The organism is Sphingomonas caeni, assembly GCF_026013415.1.
GTDB classification, from domain to species: Bacteria; Pseudomonadota; Alphaproteobacteria; order Sphingomonadales; family Sphingomonadaceae; genus Sphingomonas; species Sphingomonas caeni.
In genome coordinates, this window is sequence record NZ_JAPDOK010000001.1 from 169,429 (window position 1) to 189,167 (window position 19,739).

Below are 19,739 nucleotides of genomic sequence, written 5' to 3' on the forward strand. Positions count from 1 at the left end.
CTCCCTTACTTCTTCTTGCCGGCGATCGGCTTGGCCTTGCCCTTGCGGGTGCGCGCATTGGTATGCGTGCGCTGGCCACGGACCGGGAGGCCCTTGCGATGACGCAGGCCGCGATAGCAGGCCAGGTCCATCAGGCGCTTGATGTTCATCGCGGTTTCGCGACGGAGATCACCCTCGACGGTGTGATTGGCGTCGATCGTCTCGCGGATCTGCAGCACTTCCTGGTCCGACAGGTCCTGGACGCGGCGTTCGGGCGTGATGCCCAGCTTGTCGGTGATCTGCTTGGCCTTTGCGGGGCCGATGCCGTGGATATACTGCAGCGCGATGATCACGCGCTTGTTGGTCGGGATGTTGACACCCGCAATACGTGCCATGGATTAAGTTCCTCCAGCTCCACGGGGTCCGCATGGCAGCGCACCCCATCTCAACGCGTTGCACCGAAACGCACGATTGGCGGCGAGCGCAGGAAGCGCTGCCGGTCGACCGGGGGTCTCGGAAGATGCGCGACATATGCAGCCGCACCGGCACTGTCAAGCGCCGTGGCTGCATTAGTTCGGGAGCGGAGTTATATACCTTTGCGGGTCCGGTGCCAAGCGCGTGTTCGGCGCGTTTCGGGACGGGTTCGCGGCTTGCCTTATCAAGGCTGAACCGTCCGTCATCCCGGCGAAAGCCGGGACCCAGGGTCACGAGCGATGAACTGCTTGGCTCCGGGTCCCGGCTTTCGCCGGGATGACGATTCAGGAAAACGAGCCCAGCACTAGATGGGAAACGGCAGCACCAAAGTGGCGACGAGGCCGGGGGCGTTGTCGCCCAGTTCGAGCCGCCCGCGATGCAGCCGCGCGACCGCATCAGCGAGCGCAAGCCCCAGGCCCGCGCCGGGAAGGCTGCGCGCCGAATCGAGTCGGCCGAAGCGGCGCAGCGCCTCGGCGCGGTCGGCCTCGGCGATGCCGGGCCCTCGGTCGGCGACGGCGATCTGGAGTTCGCCCTCCCCCGCCCCGAGCGACAGCGCGATGGCACCCCCGCCGCCGGCGTGGCGCATGGCGTTGTCGATCAGATTGGCGACCGCCTGCGACAGGAGTTCGCGGTGGAGCGGGATCGCCGGGATGTCCGGCGCGGTCGCCACGTCAAAGCTGAGCCCGGCCTCCTCGGCGACCGGTTCGTAGAGATCGGCGATCTCCTCGATCAGCGTCGCGGGTTCGAGCGGGGCGAAGGCGTCGCGGCTCGCCGCCTCGGTCCGGCTGATCTCGAGCAGCACGCCGAGCATCCGCGTGACCAGGTCGGTCTCGGCGATCAGCCCCGCGAGCGCCGCGTCGCGCTGGCCCGAGTCTGCGGCGGCGAGCGCGGTATCGGCACGGGCGCGCAGGCGCGCGATGGGCGAGCGGAGATCATGGGCGATGCTGTCCGTCACCACGCGCAGCTCGCCGACCAGACCGTCGATCCGGTCGAGCATCTGGTTGATCCGCCCGCCGAGCCGGTCGAACGCGTCGCCCCCCGAGGTCGCGACCCGGCGGCCGAGATCGCCCGCGGTCACCGCATCGACCGCCCCCGCGATATGATCGAGGCGGCGCGAGACATAGCGGGTGAGGACCAGCCCGCCCGCAATACCGAGCAGTACCGCGAGGATGACCGCGAGGACGAGCGCGCGCTCGATGGTGCGCTGGGCGCGCTCCCAATCGTCGAGCATCCGCCCGCTCACCAGCCAGCGATTGCCGAGCTGGCGGACCACGAACCCGGCCTCCTCCGCCGCCCAGGGGCCGCTGGTGCCGAGCCGCTCGATGCGGAAGCCGGTGGCGCCCGGCGCGGGCGCGAAGGAAAGATGCTCCGGCCCCACCCCGGCGATCCGGGCGCCGGTGCCGTCGACCAGCTCGGCGACGAGCGTGTCGTCGCCCTCCTGCGCCGCGGCGATCGCCCGTCCGAGCGCGGGGGCGCCGCCCGATTGCCACACTGCGAACAGCGCGTCTGATTGCTCGATCGTGTCGCGCCGGAGTTCGCCGATCGCGTCGTCCTGCGTCGCCTGCCAGACGAACCCGGCGAGTGCGAGCGACGAGATAAGCGCGAGCCCGATCGCCAGCAGCGCGAGCCGCGCGGTGATCGAAAGCTTCATGCCGATCCTAGGACTCGAGCCCGAGCTTGTAGCCGGCGCCCCGCACGGTGTGGAGGATCGGCGTCGCGAAGCCCTCTTCGATCTTGCGCCGCAGCCGGCTCATATGGACATCGACCACATTCGATCCCGGATCGAAATGATAGTTCCAGATCTTCTCGATCATCATCGTGCGCGTGACGACCTGCCCCGCATTGCGCGCGAGATATTCGAGCAGGTTGAATTCGCGCGCGCCCAGCGGGATGGCGCGGCCCTGGCGGGTGACGGCGCGGGCGAGCAGGTCGATCTCGAGATCGCCGACGGTCAGCTTCGCCACCGGCTCGGCGGCGGCGGCGCGTTCCTCGCGGCGGAGCAAGGCCTCGATCCGGGCGAGCAGCTCGGCGAAGGAGAAGGGTTTGACGAGATAATCGTCGGCCCCTGCGTTGAGCCCGTCGACCCGGTCGTCAACGGTGCCGAGCGCGGAGAGGACCAAGGCGGGGGTGCGCACGCCCGCGGCGCGGGTGGCGGCGATCATCGCGAGCCCGTCGAGCCCGGGCAGCATCCGATCGACGATCATCGCGTCGAAAATGCCTTCGCTCGCGAGGAACAGCCCGTCGCGCCCGTCGCGTGCGGTCTCCGCGGAGAAGCCGGCCTCGGCCAGGCCCTTGGCGAGATAGGCGGCGGCGGCCGCGTCATCTTCTACGATCAGGATCTTGCGGGTCATGCCGGGCGCCTCGCCAATCTGCGCCCCGTTAGAACGCAAAGTGGCCGGCGGGAAGAGGAGTCCCGCCGGCCGGAGCATCTCCCGAGGGCATTTGGGAGATGTTGGGGGCTCAGTTCGCCTTCTTCGCGGCCTTGGCGGGCTTCGCCGGCTTGGCGGGCTTGGCGGGCTTTTCGGTGCGGGCCTTGTGATGACGGCCCGGGGTAGCGGCCATCGCCGGGGCCGCGATCAGCGCGACCGTGGCGGCGACGGGGGCAAGGAAACGAAGCTTCATGGTGCAATCTCCTTTCGGCCGGCGATGCGCCTGCCGTGGAGATGTCTCTACGCCGCGGGACCCGTGCGATCCGGTGACGGGCGGATTAAAAAAGCTTCATGATTGGGGGCTTTTTCTCCCCTCCCTGCAAGGGAGGGGTCGGGGGTGGGTGGCGAGCGAAGCGAGCCTCCCCAGCGTGCCACAAACAGAAAAGGCCGGGGCATCGAGCCCCGGCCTTTTCTAACCCACCCCTAGCCCCTCCCTAAGAGGGAGGGGAAAACGTCGCTCACCCCTTCCCGTCGAGGATCGCCTCGATCGCGGCGGTGACGTGTTCGATGTCCGCCATCCCGTCCACCCGGCTGACGATCCCGCGCGCTTCGTAGAGCGGCAGGATCGGCGCGGTCTTGGCGCGGTATTCGGCCATGCGGGTACGCACCGTTTCCTCGTTATCGTCGGGGCGGCGCTTGAACTCGTGATGGCCGCACACGTCGCAGGTGCCTTCGACCGCGGGCAGCTTGAATTTGTCGTGATAGTTGGCGCCGCAATTGGCGCAGCTGAAGCGGCCGGTGATGCGCTCGACCAGCGCATCTTCATCGACCGACAGTTCGATGACGTGATCGAGCTTGCGGCCATGCGCGTCGAGGATCGTATCGAGCGATTCGGCCTGGGGCGCGGTGCGCGGATAGCCGTCGAAGATCGTCCCCTGATCCGCCGAGAGCCCGCCGAGGCGATCGTCGATGATGCCCGAGACGATCTCGTCCGAAACGAGCTCGCCCGCCTCCATCACCGCCTTGGCCTTGAGCCCGACCGGCGTGCCCGCCTTGACCGCGGCGCGCAGCATGTCGCCTGTGGAGAGCTGGACCATGCCCCGGTCCGCTTCCAGACGGCTTGCCTGGGTGCCCTTGCCGGCTCCCGGCGGGCCCAACAGGATGATGTTCAACACCGGTCCCCTCGTTACGCCGCGCGTTTAGCGCGTGCGGCCCTTCAGCTTCGCCTTCTTGATCAGGTCGCCATACTGGTGGGCCAGCAAGTGCGACTGGATCTGCGTCACCGTATCCATGGTTACGTTGACGACGATGAGAAGGCTAGTGCCGCCCATCAGGAACGGAATCTGCATCGCCGCGGTCAGCGATTCGGGGACGAGGCAGATCAGCGTCAGATAGGCCGCGCCGATCACGGTGATGCGCGTCAGCACATAATCGAAATAGACCTCGGTATTCTTGCCCGGACGGATGCCGGGGATGAACCCGCCATAGCGCTTGAGATTGTCCGCGGTCTCTTCCGGATTGAACACGACGGCCGTGTAGAAGAAGCAGAAGAAGATGATCCCCGCGCCGTACAGCGACATGTAGATCAGCGATCCGTGGCGCAGATAGGTGTTGAGGAACAGGAGCGTCTCGCCCCACCAGCCCTCAGTCGTCGTGGCCTGGCCCGCGAACTGGCTGATCGTCAGCGGCAGCAGCAGCAGCGACGAGGCGAAGATCGGCGGGATCACGCCGGCGGTGTTGAGCTTGAGCGGCAGATGGCTGCGCTCCGCCTGCACCCCGCGCGCGGTCTGGCGCTTTGGATATTGGATCAGGATGCGGCGCTGGGCGCGCTCCATGAAGCAGATGAACAGCACCAGCGCGGCGACGCCGAGGATGATGGCGAGCAGGATCAGCGGTCCCATCGCCCCGGTGCGGCCCTGCTCGAACAGCTGGATCAGCGTCTGCGGCAGGCGCGCGACGATACCCGCCATGATGATCAGCGAGATGCCGTTGCCGATGCCGCGGCTGGTGATCTGCTCGCCGATCCACATCAGGAACAGCGTGCCGCCGACCAGGCTGATCACCGCGCCCGCGCGGAACATCCAGCCCGGATCGATCACCGGCGAATTGGTCGCATTCTCGAGGCCGGTGGCGATCACATAGCCCTGGATCATGGTGAGCGCGACGGTGCCGTAGCGCGTATATTGATTGAGCCGCTTGCGCCCGCTCTCGCCCTCTTTCTTGATCGCGTTGAGCGTCGGCGACAGCGAGGTCGCGAGCTGCACCACGATCGAGGCGGTGATGTAAGGCATCACGCCGAGCGCGACGACCGACGCGCGGTTGAGCGCGCCGCCGGTGAAGTTGTTGAAGAAATCGAGCACGCCGCCCTGCGTTTTCTGCGCCAGCAGGTTCAGCGCGGTCGCGTCGATGCCGGGGATCGGCACATAGCTGAGCAGGCGGAAGACGATCAGCGCGCCCAGCGTGAACCACAGGCGCTTCTTGAGGTCGGTCGCCTGGGCGAACTTCGACAGGCTGATGCTGGAGGCGAGATTGTCGGCTGCGCTAGCCATGGAGTTTCCGTGTCCCGATAATCAAAAGGCGGCGGGACCTTTTCCAAGCCCCCGCCGCCCATATAGGTGCCTGAGCGGGCTTGTCTAAGCCCCCCGCGAATTTAAGCCTTCGCAGCCTTGGCGGCAGCCTTCTTGGCTTCCTGCGTCTTGCGGTGCTTGGCCGCATGCTTCTCGTTCGCCGGAACGATCACGGGGATCGTCACGGTACCGCCCGCCTTCTCGACCGCGGCGACCGCGCTCTTCGAAGCACCGGCGACGGTGAAGTTCAGCTTGGCCTTGAGTTCGCCCTTGGCGAGCAGGCGGACGCCGTCCTTGCCGCCGCGGGTCAGGCCCGCCGCGTCGAGCTCAGCCTGGGTGATGTCGGTCGCGGTCAGCTTGCCCGCGTCGATCGCCTTCTGGATCATGCCCAGATTCACCTCGGCATAGTCCTTGGCGAAGACATTGTTGAAGCCGCGCTTCGGGATCCGCATGTGAAGCGGCATCTGGCCGCCCTCGAAGCCGTTGATCGCGACGCCCGAGCGCGCCTTGGCGCCCTTCTGGCCGCGGCCGGCGGTCTTGCCCAAGCCCGAGCCGATGCCACGGCCGACGCGAACGCGCTCCTTGCGGGCGCCCTGATTGTCGCGGATGTCGTTCAGTTTCATTATTTGCACTCGCTTTCGCTTTTGTCGCGCATCGAAGGTCAGGAGATTAGTCCTGAACCTCGACCATATGCTGCACCTTGCGGATCATGCCGCGGACCTCGGGGGTGTCCTCGAGCTCCGACACGCGGTGCATCTTGTTCAGCCCCAGGCCGATCAGCGTCGCGCGCTGGACCTTCTGGCGGCGGATCGGCGAACCGGTCTGCTTGATCTTGATCTTCGCCATGTTCGCTTACTCCGCAATCGCAGCCGCGTCCGCCTCGGCGGTTTGCGAACCACCGCGGCCGAGCAGGTCGGCGATCTTCTTGCCGCGCCGCTGAGCGACCGACTTCGGCGAAGTCTGCTCACCCAGCGCCTCGAAGGTGGCGCGGATCATGTTGTAGGGGTTCGAAGTGCCGACCGACTTGGTCACCACATCGGCAACGCCCAGGCTCTCGAAGACGGCGCGCATCGGGCCGCCCGCGATGATGCCGGTGCCCTGCGGCGCCGAACGGAGCGTCACCAGGCCGGCACCGAAATGGCCCTTGCCGTCGTGATGCAGCGTGCGGCCTTCCTTGAGGGGCACGCGGACCATCGCCTTCTTGGCAGCCGCAGTGGCCTTCGAGATGGCTTCCGGCACTTCGCGCGCCTTGCCATGGCCGAAGCCTACGCGGCCCTTGCCGTCGCCCACGACGACGAGCGCCGCGAAGCCGAAGCGCTTGCCGCCCTTCACCGTCTTCGAGACGCGGTTGATGTGGACGAGCTTTTCGATCAGCTCCTCGCCGCCATCGTCACCGGGACCCCCGCGCGCATTGCGGTCGTCGCGACGGCCACGGCCGCCACGATCGTTACCGCCACGGCCGCCACCGGGGCCGCCGCGGCCACGGCCGCCACGGCCACGGCCCTGCTCCTGGCCGGCGTCGAAGCCACCCTCGACGGGCGCTGCTTCGGTCGTGTTGATTTCGTCAGCCATTCTCAGAACTCCAGCCCGCTCTCACGAGCGGCATCGGCCAGCGCCTTGACGCGGCCATGATAGAGGAAGCCACCGCGATCGAAGACGACCTGGGTGACGCCGGCCTTCTTGGCCGCTTCCGCCAGACGCTTGCCGACTTCCTGCGCCGCCGCGACGGTGGCGCCGGTCGAACCGCGCACATCCTTTTCGAGCGTCGAGGCCGAAGCGAGCGTCTTGCCCGCGGCATCGTCGATCACCTGGGCATAGATATGCTTGCCCGAACGATGGACCGACAGGCGGGGACGGCCGCCGCTGCGCGCGCGAAGCGCGGTGCGGTTGCGCCGGCGGCGCTTGTCGAAGAGCGAGAGACCCTTGGTCATTACTTCTTCTTCCCTTCCTTGCGGAAGATATACTCGCCGTCATACTTGATGCCCTTGCCCTTATAGGGCTCGGGCTTGCGCCAACGGCGAATCTCGGCCGCGATCTGGCCGACCTTCTGCTTGTCGATACCCGAGATCTCGACCGTGGTCTGATCGGGGGTCTTGATCTCGATGCCTTCCGGCACGTCGATGTTCACGTCGTGCGAGAAGCCGAGCTGGAGCTTGAGCACCTTGCCCTGCGCATTCGCGCGGAAGCCGACGCCGGTGATGAGCAGCTTCTTCGAGAAGCCCTCGGTCACGCCGGTCACCAGGTTCTGCACCAGCGTGCGCTGCATGCCCCAAAAGGCCCGCGCCGCCTTGCTGTCGTTGGCCGGCTTCACCAGGATGCCGCCATCGTCGAGCGAATAGCTGATCTCGTCGCGCAGCGTGAGCGACAGGGCGCCCTTCGGCCCCTTCACGCTCAGCACGCCGCCATCGATCGAAGCGGTGACACCGCTCGGAATCGATACGGGCTTTTTGCCAATGCGGCTCATATCAGAAGACCTCCGCCAGCACTTCGCCGCCGACATTCTGCTCGCGCGCTTCCGCGTCCGAGAGAACGCCCTTGGGCGTCGAAACGATCGTGATGCCGAGGCCGTTGCGGATGCGCGGAAGATCCTGCGAACCCGAATAGACGCGGCGGCCGGGCTTCGAGACGCGGGCGACATGCTTGATCGCCGGCTGGCCCTCGAAATATTTCAGCTCGATGCGGATGCCGGCCGCGGGGCCCATCTGCTCGTCCGAATAGCCACGGATATAACCCTCGCGCTGGAGGACATCGAGAACCCGCGCACGAAGCTTCGACGCCGGCGTCAGGACGGAGTCCTTCCGGGCGCGCTGGCCGTTGCGGATGCGGGTGAGCATATCACCCAGGGGATCGGTCAAAGCCATCTGTCAGTCCTTACCAGCTCGACTTCACGACACCGGGGATCAGGCCACGAAGGGCGAGATCGCGCAGCATGACGCGGGCGAGACGGAACTTGCGGTAATAGGCGCGCGGGCGGCCCGTAATCTCGCAACGGTTGCGAACGCGGCCGGGGTTCCCGTTGCGGGGGATCTCGGCCATCTTCAGACGGGCCATCAGGCGCTCGGTATCGTCGAGCGACTGGTCCTTCGCCATTGCCTTCAGCTTCGCATAACGGCCGGCATATTTCTTCACCAGCTTCTTGCGACGCTCATTCTTGTTGATCGAACTCAGTTTCGCCATGGACTTAAGCTCTCTTTGTTACGCTGCCTGCTTCTCTTCCGCGTCAAGCGGGAAGGGGAAGCCGAAGAGACGGAGAAGCTCGCGGGCCTCGTCGTCGGTCTTTGCGGTGGTGGTGACGATCACGTCCATGCCGCGCACCTTTTCGATGCGGTCATAGTTGATCTCGGGGAACACGATCTGCTCCTTGATGCCCATGGCATAGTTGCCACGGCCGTCGAAGCTGTTCGGGTTCACGCCACGGAAATCGCGGATGCGGGGCATTGCGATGGTGATCAGGCGGTCGAGAAACTCGAACATCCGCTCGCGGCGCAGCGTGACCTTGCAGCCGACGGGCATGCCCTCGCGCAGCTTGAACTGCGCGATCGACTTCTTCGCCTTGGTGATGACAGGCTTCTGGCCGGCGATCAGCTCCATTTCCTGGGCTGCCTGCTCGACCTTCTTCTTGTCCTGGGTCGCCTCACCGACACCCATGTTCAGGGTGATCTTGGTGATCTTGGGGACCTCCATGACGTTCTTGTAGCCGAACTTCTCGGTCATCGCCTTGGCGATCTCCGAGTCGTACTTCGAACGCATGCGCGGCACGTATTTGTCAGCCATTGATGACCTCCCCGGTCTTGACGGCGACGCGGACCTTCTTGCCGTCACGGGTTTCGAAACGGACGCGCGTGGCCTTGCCGTCGGCGGTCACGTGCGCGACCTTCGAGGCATGCATCGGCGCCGCAGAACGCTTCAGGCCACCCTGCGGGTCGCCCTGGCTCGGCTTGGTGTGACGGACATGAACGTTGATGCCCTCGACGATGACCTTGCCCTCCTTGGGGAGCGCCTGGATCACGTCGCCGGTGCGGCCCTTGTCCTTGCCCGACAGGACGATCACCCGATCGCCCTTCTTGATCTTCGCAGCAGCCATTACAGCACCTCAGGAGCGAGCGAGATGATCTTCATGAAGCCGCGCGTGCGCAGCTCGCGAACCACCGGCCCGAAGATACGGGTGCCGATCGGCTCCTCGTTCTTGTTGACCAGCACCGCGGCATTGCCGTCGAAGCGGATCACCGAGCCATCGGGACGGCGGATGTCCTTGGCGGTGCGGACGATGACCGCGCGATGCACGTCACCCTTCTTCACCTTGCCGCGGGGAGCAGCTTCCTTGATGCTGACGACGATGACGTCGCCCACACCGGCCACGCGGCGCTTCGAGCCGCCCAGCACCTTGATGCACTGCACCCGCTTCGCGCCGCTATTGTCAGCGACGTCGAGATTGGACTGCATCTGGATCATCGATCCGGTTCCTTCTCTCTTGGCCTACCGAGACACGTCCCGGGGGTTCCACTAAAACACGGCCTTGGGGGCCGAATGGCTTCAGGCGTCGGCCTTGGCTGGCGTCGCGTGGGTGTTGACCCGCTCGATCACCTTCCAGGTCTTCAGCTTCGACAGCGGCGCAGTCTCTTCGATGCGCACGGTCTCGCCGGCCTTGTATTCGTTGCCCTCGTCATGGGCGTGGTACTTCTTCGAGCGGCGGATGATCTTGCCGTAGAGCGGGTGCTTCACCTTCCGCTCCACCAGCACGACAACCGTCTTGTCGCCCTTGTCCGAGACAATATTCCCGGTCAGCACGCGCTTCGGCATGTGTCTCGTCCTCTTACTTCGCAGCCGAGCGCGAGCGCTCGTTCTGCAGCGTCTTGATGCGGGCGATGTCCTTGCGGACCTCCTTCACGCGGCTCGGCTTCTCGAGCTGGCTCGTCGCGGCCTGGAAACGGAGGTTGAACGCCTCGCGCTTGAGCTCGCCGAGCTGCTCGGTCAGCTGGTCCTCGGTCTTCGCCCGAAGGTCGTGTGCTTTCGTCATCTTGTTCAACCCTCCAGGTGCGACGTGTCGCCGAGGCGCGCCACGACCTTGGTCTTGATCGGCAGCTTCATCGCGGCGCGGCTGAAAGCTTCCGCGGCGAGCGGGCCGGGAACGCCATCCAGTTCGAACAAGATGCGGCCGGGCTTCACGCGCGCCGCCCAATATTCGAGACCGCCCTTGCCCGAGCCCATGCGGACTTCGGCAGGCTTGGACGAGACCGGCACGTCCGGGAAGATGCGGATCCACAAACGCCCCTGGCGCTTGATGTGGCGCGTGATCGCGCGGCGGGCCGCCTCGATCTGACGCGCGGTGATCCGCTCGGGCTCCATCGCCTTCAGGCCGTACGAGCCGAAGTTCAGCGTCGCGCCGCCCTTGGCATCGCCATGAATGCGACCCTTGAACTGCTTGCGGAACTTGGTCTTTTTCGGTTGCAGCATTGTCTATGTCCTCAGCGGCGCGGATCGGGGCGAACGCCCGAGGTCTGCGCTTCGACATTGAGCCGGTCCTGCGCCATCGGATCGTGGCCCAGGATCTCGCCCTTGAAGATCCACACCTTCACGCCGCACACGCCATAGGCGGTGTGTGCAGTGGCTTCGGCGTAATCGACATTGGCGCGCAGCGTGTGCAGCGGAACCCGGCCCTCGCGATACCATTCGGTGCGCGCGATCTCGGCGCCGCCGAGACGGCCGCCGCAGGTGATCCGGATGCCCTCGGCGCCGAGACGCAGCGCCGACTGCACCGCGCGCTTCATCGCGCGGCGGAAGGCGATGCGGCGCTCGAGCTGCTCGGCAACGCCCTGCGCGACGAGCTTGGCGTCGACTTCGGGCTTGCGGATCTCGACGATGTTCAGGCTCACGTCCGAGCTGGTCATCGCGCCGAGCGTCTTGCGCAGCTTCTCGATGTCCGCGCCCTTCTTGCCGATGATCACGCCGGGGCGCGCGGCATAGATGGAGATGCGGCACAGCTTGGCCGGACGCTCGATCACCACCTTCGAGATCGCGGCCTGGGGCAGCGTCTTCATGATGAACTGGCGGATCTTGAGATCCTCCAGCAGCAGGCGGCCATAATCGGCGCCCTCGGCGTACCAGCGGCTATCCCAGGTCCGGTTGATCTGGAGGCGCAGGCCGATCGGATTGCTCTTCTGACCCATTATGCTTCTTCCTGCTCGCGGACGACGATACGAAGACGGCTGAAGGGCTTCAGGATGCGGGTGGACTTGCCACGGCCGCGGGTGTGGAAGCGCTTCATCGTGATCGACTTGCCGACCGACGCCTCGGCGACGACGAGCGCGTCGACGTCGAGGTTGTGGTTGTTCTCCGCATTGGCGATCGCCGAGGCGAGCACCTTGCGCGCGTCCACGGCCATCGCCTTGGTCGAGAACTGGAGGATGTTCATCGCATCGCCGACCTTCTTGCCGCGGATCAGCGCCGCGACGAGGCCCAGCTTCTGCGCCGAACCGCGAATCTGCGTGCCGACCGAGAGAGCCTCGTTATCGGCAACGCGACGGGGTGCCTTAGGCTTGGACATCAGCGCTTGCCCTTCTTGTCGGCGGCATGGCCGGGGAAGAAGCGCGTCGGCGCGAACTCGCCGAGCTTCATGCCGACCATATCCTCGTTGACCGAGACCGGCACGAACTTGCGGCCGTTATAGACGCTGAAGGTCAGGCCGACGAAGTCCGGCAGGATCGTCGAGCGGCGCGACCAGGTCTTGATCGGCGCGCGCGCGTTGGTCTCCTGAGCGACCTGCGCCTTCTTCAGCAGATGGAGGTCCACGAACGGACCCTTCCAGATGGAACGAGCCATTTACTTCTTCCTCGCGTGACGCGACCGGATGATCATCTTGTCGGTCGATTTGTTGTGACGAGTGCGGGCACCCTTGGTCGGCTTGCCCCAGGGCGTAACCGGATGACGGCCGCCCGAGGTCCGGCCTTCGCCGCCGCCATGGGGGTGATCGACCGGGTTCTTGGCGACGCCGCGGGTCAGCGGGCGGATGCCCTTCCAACGGTTGCGGCCGGCCTTGCCCAGATTGGTATTCTGGTTGTCGGGGTTCGACACCGCGCCGACGGTCGCCATGCAATTGCCGTGGATGTAGCGCTGCTCGCCCGAGTTGAGGCGGACGATCACCATGCCGCGGTCACGGCCGACGACCTGCACATAGGTGCCCGCCGAACGCGCGATCTGGCCGCCCTTGCCGGGCTTCATCTCGACATTGTGCACGATCGTGCCGACCGGCATCGACGCGAGTTCCATCGCGTTGCCCGGCTTCACGTCGGTCTTCTTGCCCGCGATCACCTTGTCGCCGACGGCGAGGCGCTGCGGCGCGATGATGTACGCGACATTGGCCTTGCCCTCGGGGCTGTCGCCATAGTTGACGAGCGCGATGAAGGCGGTGCGGTTAGGATCATATTCGATCCGCTCCACGGTGCCCTCGACGTCCCACAGGCGGCGCTTGAAATCGACGATGCGATAGCGCTGCTTGTGGCCGCCCGCGATGCCGCGCGAGGTGACATGGCCCTTGTTGTTGCGGCCGCCGGTCTTGTTCTTGCCCTCGGTCAGCGCCTTGACCGGGCGACCCTTGAACAGACCCGAACGGTCGATCAGGATCAGGCCACGGCGAGCCGGCGACGTCGGATTGTAATTCTTGAGTGCCATTGCCTCAGATCCCCGTCGTCACGTCGATCTGGTCGCCATCGGCGAGCGTCACGATCGCTTTCTTCATGTCAGACCGCTGGTAGGGCTTGCCCTTCCACTTCTTGGTCTTGCCCTTCTGGACGATGGTGTTGACGCCGGTGACCTTGACCGAGAACAGCGCCTCGACGGCGGCTTTGATCTCGGGCTTGGTCGCGTCGCCAGCCACCTTGAACACAACCGCGTTGTGCTCGGAGACCAAAGTCGACTTTTCGGTGATGTGCGGCGCGACGATCACGTCATAATGACGGTTGTCGACAGCGGCCTTCTGCTTCTTAGCCATTGAAGCGCGCCTCCAGCTTCTCGACGGCAGCGCGGGTGAGAACCAGCGTGTCGTGCTTCAGGATGTCGTAGACGTTGGCGCCGATCGCCGGCAGCACGTTGACGGTGTGGACGTTGCCCGCCGCCAGCGCGAAGTTGGTCTCGACGGCGTCGCCATCGATCACCAGCGTCTTGCCCAGGCCCAGCTTCGCGAAGCTCGCGGTCAGCGCCTTGGTCTTCGGGTCGATCGCCAGATTGTCGAGGACGACGAGCGAGCCGGCCTTGGCGTGGCTCGACAGCGCCATGCGCAGGCCGAGCTGGCGGACCTTCTTGTTCAGCGACGGATTGAAGTCACGGACGCGGGCGCCATGCGCCTTGCCGCCGCCGATGAAGATCGGCGCCTTGCGGTCGCCGTGACGGGCGGTGCCGCCACCCTTCTGGCGGCCGAACTTCTTGCCTGTACGCGCGACATCCGAGCGCTCGCGGGTACCGCGCGCGGTGGCGCGGCGCTTCTCGAGCTGCCAGGTGACGACGCGGTGCAGGATGTCCGCGCGGGGCTCGACGGCGAAAATCTCGTCGTTGAGCTCGAGCTCGGCGCCCTTGGCAGCCTTGCCGTCGAGGGTTTGAACCTTGACCTTCACGTTCAGCCCTCCTGGCCGGTGGTGGCGTCGCCATCGGTGGCGCCGCTGATTTCGGCATCGGTCTGACCGGCGCCATGGGCGTCGGCAGCGGCAACGCCGGCTGCAACTTCTTCTGCGCTCGGATCGTGCGGGATCTCATGGATCGCGCCTTCTTCGACCGACATCACGACATGCTCTTCGCCATGCTTCGGATCGCGGATCGCGGCGGGGAACGGAACGCCCTCAGGCGCAGCGATCTTCACGCTATCCTTGACGAACAGCCAGCCGCCCTTCGATCCGGGCACCGAGCCCTTGACGAAGATCAGGCCGCGCTCGACGTCGGTGCCGACGATTTCGAGATTCTGCTGGGTGCGGTTCTTGTCGCCCATATGGCCGGCCATCTTCTTGTTCTTGAAGACCTTGCCCGGATCCTGGCGCTGACCGGTCGAACCAAGCGCACGGTGGCTGATCGAGACGCCGTGCGTCGCGCGCATGCCCCCGAAGCCCCAGCGCTTCATGCCGCCCTGGAAGCCCTTGCCCTGGGTCTTGCCCTGGATATCGACGAACTGGCCGGCGACATAATGGTCGGCCGAGATTTCGGCGCCGATATCGAGCAGGGCATCAGCATCGACGCGGAATTCCGCGACGACCGCCTTGGGCTCGACCTCGGCCTTGCCGAATACGCCGCGCTGCGGCTTGGCGACATTCTTCGCCTTCGCGGTGCCGGCGCCGAGCTGGACGGCGACATAACCGTCGCGGTCCGCGGTCTTCTGGCCGACAACCTGGAGACCCTCGAGGCTCAGGACGGTGACGGGCACATGCCGGCCATCGGGCTGAAATACGCGGGTCATCCCCAACTTCTTCGCGATCACGCCAGTGCGCATGATCCATGCTCCTATACAGAGGCACCCTCGGGAAAAGCCCCTCGGGTGCGTGCCTCAGCCCAAAAATGCGATGCGAGCCCCCGTCTGGGCTGAGTTCCCGCCCGAAAGCGGAAACGACGGGGGACGCAGGCCCGGGCAAGCCCGGCGGTATCCCTATCTCGTTTGAGGTTTTACCCTCTGTGGCGCCTTGCGTTGGATCCTTCAGATCCGGTCGAGGCGCCTGCACTCACCCGATTCGGGGAGTGCGAAACTCGGTTGGAGGCGCGCCTTTAGGTCAGCTTCGCTTCCATGTCCACCCCTGCGGGATGGGTTTTCGATCAAGCCAGCTTGATCTCGACATCGACGCCGGCGGCGAGGTCCAGCTTCATCAGCGCGTCGACCGTCTGCGGGGTCGGCTGAACGATGTCCAGCATGCGCTTGTAGGTGCGGGTCTCGAACTGCTCGCGCGACTTCTTGTCGATGTGCGGGCCGCGGTTCACGGTGAACTTGTCGATGTGGGTAGGCAGGGGGATCGGGCCACGGATCAGCGCGCCGGTACGTCGCGCGGTGTCGGCGATGTCGCCGGCAGCCTGGTCGAGCACTCGGTGGTCGAACGCCTTCAGGCGAATGCGGATATTCTGGGTTTCCATGGTGTCCTGCCGATTTGAAAGAGCGGGCTTCTAACGAAGCTCTTGCTGTTCGTGTGAAACTGGAGGCGGGCCCTTACAGGTGCCTCTGACAAAAATCAACCGCCCGGCGCTTCGTTTGCTGAAGCGCCGGGCGGCTGGATTTTGCTTACTTGTCGATCGAGGCGACGACGCCCGCGCCGACGGTACGGCCGCCTTCACGGATCGTGAAGCGCTGGCCGACGTCCATGGCGATCGGCGCGATGAGCTTGACGCCAAGAGCCACTTCATCACCGGGCATGACCATCTCGGTGCCCGAGGGCAGCTCGATGGTGCCGGTCACGTCGGTCGTGCGGAAGTAGAACTGCGGACGATAGTTCGCGAAGAACGGCGTGTGACGGCCGCCCTCGTCCTTCGACAGCACATAGACCGACGACTGGAAGTCGGTGTGCGGCTTGATCGAACCCGGCTTGGCGAGCACCTGGCCACGCTCGACCTCTTCACGGCCGACGCCGCGGATCAGCGCGCCGATGTTATCGCCGGCCTGGCCCTGATCGAGCAGCTTGCGGAACATTTCGACGCCCGTGACGGTGGTCTTGCGGACGGCTTCCTGGATGCCGACGATCTCGACTTCCTCGCCAACCTTGACGATGCCGGTCTCGACGCGGCCGGTGACGACCGTGCCGCGGCCCGAGATCGAGAACACGTCTTCGATCGGCATCATGAACGGCTTGTCGAGCGGACGCTCGGGCTGCGGGATCGACTCATCGACCGCCTTCATCAGCGCCAGGATCGCCTGCTTGCCGAGCACGTCGTCCGAGCCCGAGAGCGCGGCGGTGGCCGAACCGCGGATGATGGGGATGTTGTCGCCGTCGAAGTCGCGCTTCGAAAGCTCCTCACGGACCTCCATCTCGACCAGCTCGAGGATTTCCTCGTCGTCGACCAGATCGACCTTGTTGAGGAACACGACCATCGTCGGCACGCCGACCTGACGCGCGAGCAGGATGTGCTCCTTGGTCTGCGGCATCGGGCCGTCGGTGGCGGCGACCACGAGGATCGCGCCGTCCATCTGCGCCGCGCCGGTGATCATGTTCTTCACATAGTCGGCGTGGCCGGGGCAATCGACATGCGCATAGTGGCGCGCTTCGGTCTCATACTCGACGTGCGCGGTCGAGATGGTGATGCCGCGGGCGCGCTCTTCGGGCGCCTTGTCGATGTTGGCGAAGTCGACGGCTTCACCGCCGGTCGTCTCGGCCAGAACCTTGGTGATGGCGGCCGTCAGCGACGTCTTGCCATGGTCGACGTGACCGATGGTGCCGATGTTGAGGTGCGGCTTGTTCCGCTCGAATTTTGCCTTCGCCATTGTTTTCCTACCTTCTGGGTCTATTCCGCGCCGCCCAGGGACTCGCCGGAAGGCGGCCCCATAGCGGCTGTTTCCTGATTATGCCAGCCCGGCTTACGCCAGCTTGGCCTTCACTTCCTCGGCGACGTTCGCGGGAACCTCGTCGTAATGCGAGAACTGCATGCTGTACTGCGCGCGGCCCTGGGTGAACGAGCGGAGCTGGTTCACATAACCGAACATGTTCGCGAGCGGCACCATCGCCTCCACCGTCTGCGCGTTGCCCCGCGTATCGGTGCCCTGGATCTGGCCACGGCGGCTGTTCATGTCGCCGATGACGTCGCCCAGATAGTCCTCCGGAGTGACGACCTCGACCTTCATGATCGGCTCGAGCAGCTTGATGCCCGACTTCTGGGCCACTTCGCGCATCGCGCCGCGGGCACAGATTTCGAACGCCAGCGCCGACGAGTCGACGTCGTGGTACGCGCCGTCATACAGCAGAACCTCGAAGTCGATGATCGGGAAGCCGACCAGCGAGCCCGTGGCCGCCGTCTCGCGGAAGCCCTTCTCGATCGCGGGGATATATTCCTTGGGAATATTGCCGCCCTTGATCTCGTCCTTGAAGATGATGCCCGAACCGCGCTCGCCCGGCGTGACCTTGACCTTCACGCGGCCGAACTGACCGGTACCGCCCGACTGCTTCTTGTGCGTGTAGTCCACGTCCACCGGCTTCGCGAGATATTCGCGATACGCCACCTGCGGCGCGCCGACATTCGCCTCGACCTTGAACTCGCGCTTCATGCGGTCGACCAAGATCTCGAGATGGAGCTCGCCCATCCCCTTGATGATGGTCTGGCCGCTCTCGACGTCCGAGGTCACGCGGAACGAGGGGTCCTCGCGCGCCAGGCGATTCAGAGCGACGCCCATCTTCTCCTGGTCGGCCTTGGTCTTGGGCTCGACGGCCACCTCGATGACGGGCTCCGGAAACTCCATGCGCTCGAGGATGATCGGCGCGTTGATCGCGCAGAGCGTGTCCCCGGTCGTGGTATCCTTGAGCCCCGCCAGCGCGACGATGTCGCCGGCATACGCCACCTGGATGTCCTCACGGTCGTTCGCATGCATCAGCAGCATGCGGCCGACCTTTTCCTTCTTGTCCTTGACCGAATTGGTCACCTGCGACGCGGTTTCGAGCTTGCCCGAATAGATGCGCGCGAAGGTGAGCGTGCCGACAAAGGGATCGTTCATGATCTTGAACGCGAGCGCCGAGAAGGGCGCATCGTCTTCGGGCGGACGCGAATCGGGGGTCTCGCCGTCGAGCTTGAGGCCCTGGACCGGCGGGATGTCGAGCGGGCTCGGCAGATAGTCGACGACGCAGTCGAGCAAAGGCTGGACGCCCTTGTTCTTGAACGCCGAACCGCACAGCACGGGGACGAACGAGAAGTTGAGCGTGCCCTTGCGGATCAGCGCCTTGAGCGTCGCGGCATCGGGAAGGTTGCCATCGAGATAGGCCTCCATCGCGCCGTCGTCCTGCTCGACAGCCATCTCGATCAGCTCGAGGCGCGCGGCCTCGGCGGCATCCTTCAGGTCGTCGGGGATCGCGGTGATCTCGAACTTCGCGCCCAGCGACTCCTCGAGCCAGATGATCGCTTCGTTGTTGACCAGATCGACCAGGCCCTTGAACCCGCCCTCGATGCCGATCGGGAGATAGAGCACGGCCGGACGCGCGCCGAGACGATCCTTGATCATCTCCACGCAGCGCTCGAAGTTCGCGCCCATGCGGTCGAGCTTGTTGACGAAGCACATGCGCGGCACGTTGTACTTCTCGGCCTGGCGCCACACCGTCTCCGACTGGGGCTCGACGCCCGCGACGCCGTCGAAGCACGCGACCGCGCCGTCGAGCACGCGCAGCGAACGCTCGACCTCGATGGTGAAATCGACGTGGCCGGGCGTGTCGATGATGTTGATGCGGTGATCGTTCCAGAAGCACGTCGTCGCCGCTGACGTGATCGTGATGCCGCGCTCCTGCTCCTGCTCCATCCAGTCCATCGTCGCGGTGCCCTCATGGACCTCGCCGATCTTGTAGGACTTGCCGGTGTAATAGAGGATGCGCTCGGTCGTCGTCGTCTTGCCGGCATCGATGTGGGCCATGATGCCGATGTTGCGATACTTCTCGAGCGGATGGCTGCGGGCCATGACGATCATTTCCTTAGCGATATGGGAGGCCGGACGATCCGACCTCCCGTTATATGGGTAACGAAATTACCAGTGCCAGACCGCCCCGGAGAGCGGCCCTGCGATTACCAGCGGTAGTGGCTGAAGGCGCGGTTCGCTTCGGCCATGCGATGGGTGTCTTCGCGCTTCTTCACCGCGTTGCCGCGGTTGTTGGCGGCGTCCAGCAGCTCGCCCGAGAGGCGGGCCGACATGGTGTGCTCGCTGCGGTTGCGCGCCGAGGCGATCAGCCAGCGGATCGCGAGCGCCTGCGCACGCTCCGGACGGACCTCGACGGGGACCTGGTAGGTCGCGCCGCCGACGCGGCGCGAACGGACCTCGATGCCCGGCTTGATATTGTTCAGCGCGTCATGGAACACGCCGATCGGCTCGCGCTTGGCGCGCTGCTCGACGGTTTCGAGCGCCGAATAGACGATGCCCTCGGCGACGGCCTTCTTGCCGTCGAGCATGACCGAATTCATGAACTTGGAGAGAACCTCATCCCCGTACACGGGATCAGGCAGGATTTCCCGCTTTTCGGGACGACGACGACGAGCCATTGGCTTTTCCTTTATGCTTCAGCGGATCCGGAACCTGTCCGGGGCTTACTTTGGCTGCTTATTTGGGGCGCTTGGCGCCGTACTTCGAACGGCTCTGCTTGCGGTCCTTGACGCCCTGGGTATCGAGCACGCCGCGCAGCACGTGATAGCGCACGCCGGGAAGGTCGCG

General features: G+C 65.4%; 30 protein-coding genes and 1 pseudogene. All 31 read right to left on the bottom strand.

Features of this window, described 5'->3' with window-relative positions:
* Positions 1-5: 5 nt before the first annotated feature.
* Complete coding sequence (gene rpsM, locus OF829_RS00925) at positions 6-374, bottom strand: 30S ribosomal protein S13 (RefSeq protein ID WP_264938070.1); 369 nt, start codon at positions 372-374, stop codon at positions 6-8.
* A gap of 383 nt (positions 375-757) precedes the next feature.
* On the bottom strand, positions 758-2,104 hold the full coding sequence (locus tag OF829_RS00930) for a sensor histidine kinase (protein ID WP_264938071.1): 1,347 nt from the start codon (positions 2,102-2,104) through the stop codon (positions 758-760).
* 7 nt (positions 2,105-2,111) lie between these two features.
* Complete coding sequence (locus OF829_RS00935) at positions 2,112-2,804, bottom strand: response regulator transcription factor (RefSeq protein ID WP_264938072.1); 693 nt, start codon at positions 2,802-2,804, stop codon at positions 2,112-2,114.
* A 109-nt stretch (positions 2,805-2,913) separates the two neighbouring features.
* Positions 2,914-3,075: a hypothetical protein gene (locus OF829_RS00940; protein ID WP_264938073.1), complete on the bottom strand. Its 162-nt coding sequence runs from the start codon at positions 3,073-3,075 to the stop codon at positions 2,914-2,916.
* A gap of 265 nt (positions 3,076-3,340) precedes the next feature.
* Positions 3,341-3,994, bottom strand: a complete 654-nt coding sequence (locus OF829_RS00945) for an adenylate kinase (RefSeq protein WP_264938074.1) — start codon at positions 3,992-3,994, stop codon at positions 3,341-3,343.
* Between the two features lie 27 nt (positions 3,995-4,021).
* Positions 4,022-5,371, bottom strand: a complete 1,350-nt coding sequence (gene secY, locus OF829_RS00950; RefSeq protein ID WP_264938075.1) for a preprotein translocase subunit SecY — start codon at positions 5,369-5,371, stop codon at positions 4,022-4,024.
* A 101-nt stretch (positions 5,372-5,472) separates the two neighbouring features.
* Positions 5,473-6,012: a 50S ribosomal protein L15 gene (gene rplO / locus OF829_RS00955; RefSeq protein WP_264938076.1), complete on the bottom strand. Its 540-nt coding sequence runs from the start codon at positions 6,010-6,012 to the stop codon at positions 5,473-5,475.
* 46 nt (positions 6,013-6,058) lie between these two features.
* On the bottom strand, positions 6,059-6,235 hold the full coding sequence (gene rpmD / locus OF829_RS00960; protein WP_264938077.1) for a 50S ribosomal protein L30: 177 nt from the start codon (positions 6,233-6,235) through the stop codon (positions 6,059-6,061).
* Positions 6,236-6,241: 6 nt separating this feature from the next.
* Positions 6,242-6,961, bottom strand: coding sequence for a 30S ribosomal protein S5 (gene rpsE, locus OF829_RS00965; protein ID WP_264938078.1), 720 nt, complete (start codon positions 6,959-6,961; stop codon positions 6,242-6,244).
* A gap of 2 nt (positions 6,962-6,963) precedes the next feature.
* Positions 6,964-7,320, bottom strand: a complete 357-nt coding sequence (rplR, locus tag OF829_RS00970; protein ID WP_264938079.1) for a 50S ribosomal protein L18 — start codon at positions 7,318-7,320, stop codon at positions 6,964-6,966.
* The gene (gene rplF, locus OF829_RS00975; RefSeq protein ID WP_264938080.1) at positions 7,320-7,853 is read right to left on the bottom strand and encodes a 50S ribosomal protein L6; all 534 of its coding nucleotides are present in this window, start codon (positions 7,851-7,853) and stop codon (positions 7,320-7,322) included. The genes rplR and rplF overlap by 1 nt, the downstream gene beginning before the upstream one ends.
* A 1-nt stretch (position 7,854) precedes the next feature.
* Positions 7,855-8,250 carry a 30S ribosomal protein S8 gene (gene rpsH, locus OF829_RS00980; protein WP_264938081.1) on the bottom strand — a complete coding sequence of 132 codons (396 nt, stop codon included), beginning with the start codon at positions 8,248-8,250 and terminating at the stop codon, positions 7,855-7,857.
* A gap of 10 nt (positions 8,251-8,260) precedes the next feature.
* Positions 8,261-8,566, bottom strand: a complete 306-nt coding sequence (rpsN, locus tag OF829_RS00985) for a 30S ribosomal protein S14 (protein ID WP_264938082.1) — start codon at positions 8,564-8,566, stop codon at positions 8,261-8,263.
* An 18-nt stretch (positions 8,567-8,584) separates the two neighbouring features.
* On the bottom strand, positions 8,585-9,163 hold the full coding sequence (gene rplE, locus OF829_RS00990; RefSeq protein WP_264938083.1) for a 50S ribosomal protein L5: 579 nt from the start codon (positions 9,161-9,163) through the stop codon (positions 8,585-8,587).
* Positions 9,156-9,473 (bottom strand): 50S ribosomal protein L24, encoded by a 318-nt coding sequence (gene rplX / locus OF829_RS00995; RefSeq protein WP_264938084.1) that lies wholly within the window; start codon positions 9,471-9,473, stop codon positions 9,156-9,158. Before rplX ends, rplE begins: the two co-directional genes overlap by 8 nt.
* Complete coding sequence (rplN, locus tag OF829_RS01000) at positions 9,473-9,841, bottom strand: 50S ribosomal protein L14 (protein ID WP_264938085.1); 369 nt, start codon at positions 9,839-9,841, stop codon at positions 9,473-9,475. Before rplN ends, rplX begins: the two co-directional genes overlap by 1 nt.
* 81 nt (positions 9,842-9,922) lie before the next feature.
* Positions 9,923-10,189, bottom strand: a complete 267-nt coding sequence (gene rpsQ / locus OF829_RS01005; RefSeq protein ID WP_264938086.1) for a 30S ribosomal protein S17 — start codon at positions 10,187-10,189, stop codon at positions 9,923-9,925.
* Positions 10,190-10,202: 13 nt separating this feature from the next.
* Entirely contained in the window at positions 10,203-10,406 is a 204-nt protein-coding gene (gene rpmC, locus OF829_RS01010; protein ID WP_264938087.1) for a 50S ribosomal protein L29, read from the bottom strand.
* 5 nt (positions 10,407-10,411) lie between these two features.
* Positions 10,412-10,843: a 50S ribosomal protein L16 gene (rplP, locus tag OF829_RS01015; protein WP_264938088.1), complete on the bottom strand. Its 432-nt coding sequence runs from the start codon at positions 10,841-10,843 to the stop codon at positions 10,412-10,414.
* An 11-nt stretch (positions 10,844-10,854) separates the two neighbouring features.
* Complete coding sequence (gene rpsC, locus OF829_RS01020) at positions 10,855-11,556, bottom strand: 30S ribosomal protein S3 (protein ID WP_264938089.1); 702 nt, start codon at positions 11,554-11,556, stop codon at positions 10,855-10,857.
* Positions 11,556-11,933, bottom strand: a complete 378-nt coding sequence (gene rplV / locus OF829_RS01025; protein WP_264938090.1) for a 50S ribosomal protein L22 — start codon at positions 11,931-11,933, stop codon at positions 11,556-11,558. Before rplV ends, rpsC begins: the two co-directional genes overlap by 1 nt.
* Entirely contained in the window at positions 11,933-12,208 is a 276-nt protein-coding gene (gene rpsS, locus OF829_RS01030) for a 30S ribosomal protein S19 (protein WP_264938091.1), read from the bottom strand. Before rpsS ends, rplV begins: the two co-directional genes overlap by 1 nt.
* Complete coding sequence (rplB, locus tag OF829_RS01035; protein WP_264938092.1) at positions 12,209-13,057, bottom strand: 50S ribosomal protein L2; 849 nt, start codon at positions 13,055-13,057, stop codon at positions 12,209-12,211. It abuts the gene before it with no gap.
* A 4-nt stretch (positions 13,058-13,061) separates the two neighbouring features.
* On the bottom strand, positions 13,062-13,376 hold the full coding sequence (locus OF829_RS01040; RefSeq protein WP_264938093.1) for a 50S ribosomal protein L23: 315 nt from the start codon (positions 13,374-13,376) through the stop codon (positions 13,062-13,064).
* On the bottom strand, positions 13,369-13,995 hold the full coding sequence (gene rplD, locus OF829_RS01045) for a 50S ribosomal protein L4 (RefSeq protein WP_264938094.1): 627 nt from the start codon (positions 13,993-13,995) through the stop codon (positions 13,369-13,371). The genes OF829_RS01040 and rplD overlap by 8 nt, the downstream gene beginning before the upstream one ends.
* A 2-nt stretch (positions 13,996-13,997) precedes the next feature.
* On the bottom strand, positions 13,998-14,858 hold the full coding sequence (rplC, locus tag OF829_RS01050) for a 50S ribosomal protein L3 (RefSeq protein WP_264938095.1): 861 nt from the start codon (positions 14,856-14,858) through the stop codon (positions 13,998-14,000).
* Between the two features lie 317 nt (positions 14,859-15,175).
* On the bottom strand, positions 15,176-15,487 hold the full coding sequence (rpsJ, locus tag OF829_RS01055; protein ID WP_010545719.1) for a 30S ribosomal protein S10: 312 nt from the start codon (positions 15,485-15,487) through the stop codon (positions 15,176-15,178).
* Between the two features lie 145 nt (positions 15,488-15,632).
* Positions 15,633-16,826, bottom strand: a complete 1,194-nt coding sequence (tuf, locus tag OF829_RS01060) for an elongation factor Tu (RefSeq protein WP_264938096.1) — start codon at positions 16,824-16,826, stop codon at positions 15,633-15,635.
* Between the two features lie 93 nt (positions 16,827-16,919).
* A complete protein-coding gene (gene fusA, locus OF829_RS01065; protein WP_264938097.1) occupies positions 16,920-18,995 on the bottom strand; it encodes an elongation factor G in 2,076 nt (691 codons plus the stop codon).
* 104 nt (positions 18,996-19,099) lie between these two features.
* Positions 19,100-19,570 (bottom strand): 30S ribosomal protein S7, encoded by a 471-nt coding sequence (gene rpsG, locus OF829_RS01070; protein ID WP_264938098.1) that lies wholly within the window; start codon positions 19,568-19,570, stop codon positions 19,100-19,102.
* 58 nt (positions 19,571-19,628) lie between these two features.
* Positions 19,629-19,739: pseudogene (gene rpsL, locus OF829_RS01075) on the bottom strand (30S ribosomal protein S12); the annotation flags it as partial.

Excerpts from the sequence above, each read along its gene's own strand:
- rpsG (WP_264938098.1), bottom strand. The coding sequence starts at position 19,570 with ATGGCTCGTCGTCGTCGTCCCGAAAAGCGGGAAATCCTGCCTGATCCC.
- rplX (WP_264938084.1), bottom strand. The coding sequence starts at position 9,473 with ATGGCTGCTGCGAAGATCAAGAAGGGCGATCGGGTGATCGTCCTGTCG.
- rplB (WP_264938092.1), bottom strand. The coding sequence starts at position 13,057 with ATGGCACTCAAGAATTACAATCCGACGTCGCCGGCTCGCCGTGGCCTG.
- rpsC (WP_264938089.1), bottom strand. The coding sequence starts at position 11,556 with ATGGGTCAGAAGAGCAATCCGATCGGCCTGCGCCTCCAGATCAACCGG.
- OF829_RS00935 (WP_264938072.1), bottom strand. The coding sequence starts at position 2,804 with ATGACCCGCAAGATCCTGATCGTAGAAGATGACGCGGCCGCCGCCGCC.
- OF829_RS00930 (WP_264938071.1), bottom strand. The coding sequence starts at position 2,104 with ATGAAGCTTTCGATCACCGCGCGGCTCGCGCTGCTGGCGATCGGGCTC.
- rpsE (WP_264938078.1), bottom strand. The coding sequence starts at position 6,961 with ATGGCTGACGAAATCAACACGACCGAAGCAGCGCCCGTCGAGGGTGGC.
- rplP (WP_264938088.1), bottom strand. The coding sequence starts at position 10,843 with ATGCTGCAACCGAAAAAGACCAAGTTCCGCAAGCAGTTCAAGGGTCGC.
- rpsH (WP_264938081.1), bottom strand. The coding sequence starts at position 8,250 with ATGGCTTTGACCGATCCCCTGGGTGATATGCTCACCCGCATCCGCAAC.
- rpsQ (WP_264938086.1), bottom strand. The coding sequence starts at position 10,189 with ATGCCGAAGCGCGTGCTGACCGGGAATATTGTCTCGGACAAGGGCGAC.
- rplO (WP_264938076.1), bottom strand. The coding sequence starts at position 6,012 with ATGAAACTGAACGACATCCGCGACAATCAGGGCGCCCGCAAGGAGCGC.
- tuf (WP_264938096.1), bottom strand. The coding sequence starts at position 16,826 with ATGGCGAAGGCAAAATTCGAGCGGAACAAGCCGCACCTCAACATCGGC.
- OF829_RS01040 (WP_264938093.1), bottom strand. The coding sequence starts at position 13,376 with ATGGCTAAGAAGCAGAAGGCCGCTGTCGACAACCGTCATTATGACGTG.
- rplN (WP_264938085.1), bottom strand. The coding sequence starts at position 9,841 with ATGATCCAGATGCAGTCCAATCTCGACGTCGCTGACAATAGCGGCGCG.
- rpsM (WP_264938070.1), bottom strand. The coding sequence starts at position 374 with ATGGCACGTATTGCGGGTGTCAACATCCCGACCAACAAGCGCGTGATC.
- rplV (WP_264938090.1), bottom strand. The coding sequence starts at position 11,933 with ATGTCCAAGCCTAAGGCACCCCGTCGCGTTGCCGATAACGAGGCTCTC.
- OF829_RS00940 (WP_264938073.1), bottom strand. The coding sequence starts at position 3,075 with ATGAAGCTTCGTTTCCTTGCCCCCGTCGCCGCCACGGTCGCGCTGATC.
- rplE (WP_264938083.1), bottom strand. The coding sequence starts at position 9,163 with ATGGCTGACAAATACGTGCCGCGCATGCGTTCGAAGTACGACTCGGAG.
- rplR (WP_264938079.1), bottom strand. The coding sequence starts at position 7,320 with ATGACCAAGGGTCTCTCGCTCTTCGACAAGCGCCGCCGGCGCAACCGC.
- secY (WP_264938075.1), bottom strand. The coding sequence starts at position 5,371 with ATGGCTAGCGCAGCCGACAATCTCGCCTCCAGCATCAGCCTGTCGAAG.
- rplF (WP_264938080.1), bottom strand. The coding sequence starts at position 7,853 with ATGAGCCGCATTGGCAAAAAGCCCGTATCGATTCCGAGCGGTGTCACC.
- rpsN (WP_264938082.1), bottom strand. The coding sequence starts at position 8,566 with ATGGCGAAACTGAGTTCGATCAACAAGAATGAGCGTCGCAAGAAGCTG.
- fusA (WP_264938097.1), bottom strand. The coding sequence starts at position 18,995 with ATGGCCCGCAGCCATCCGCTCGAGAAGTATCGCAACATCGGCATCATG.
- rpmC (WP_264938087.1), bottom strand. The coding sequence starts at position 10,406 with ATGACGAAAGCACACGACCTTCGGGCGAAGACCGAGGACCAGCTGACC.
- rpmD (WP_264938077.1), bottom strand. The coding sequence starts at position 6,235 with ATGGCGAAGATCAAGATCAAGCAGACCGGTTCGCCGATCCGCCGCCAG.
- rpsS (WP_264938091.1), bottom strand. The coding sequence starts at position 12,208 with ATGGCTCGTTCCATCTGGAAGGGTCCGTTCGTGGACCTCCATCTGCTG.
- rpsJ (WP_010545719.1), bottom strand. The coding sequence starts at position 15,487 with ATGGAAACCCAGAATATCCGCATTCGCCTGAAGGCGTTCGACCACCGA.
- rplC (WP_264938095.1), bottom strand. The coding sequence starts at position 14,858 with ATGCGCACTGGCGTGATCGCGAAGAAGTTGGGGATGACCCGCGTATTT.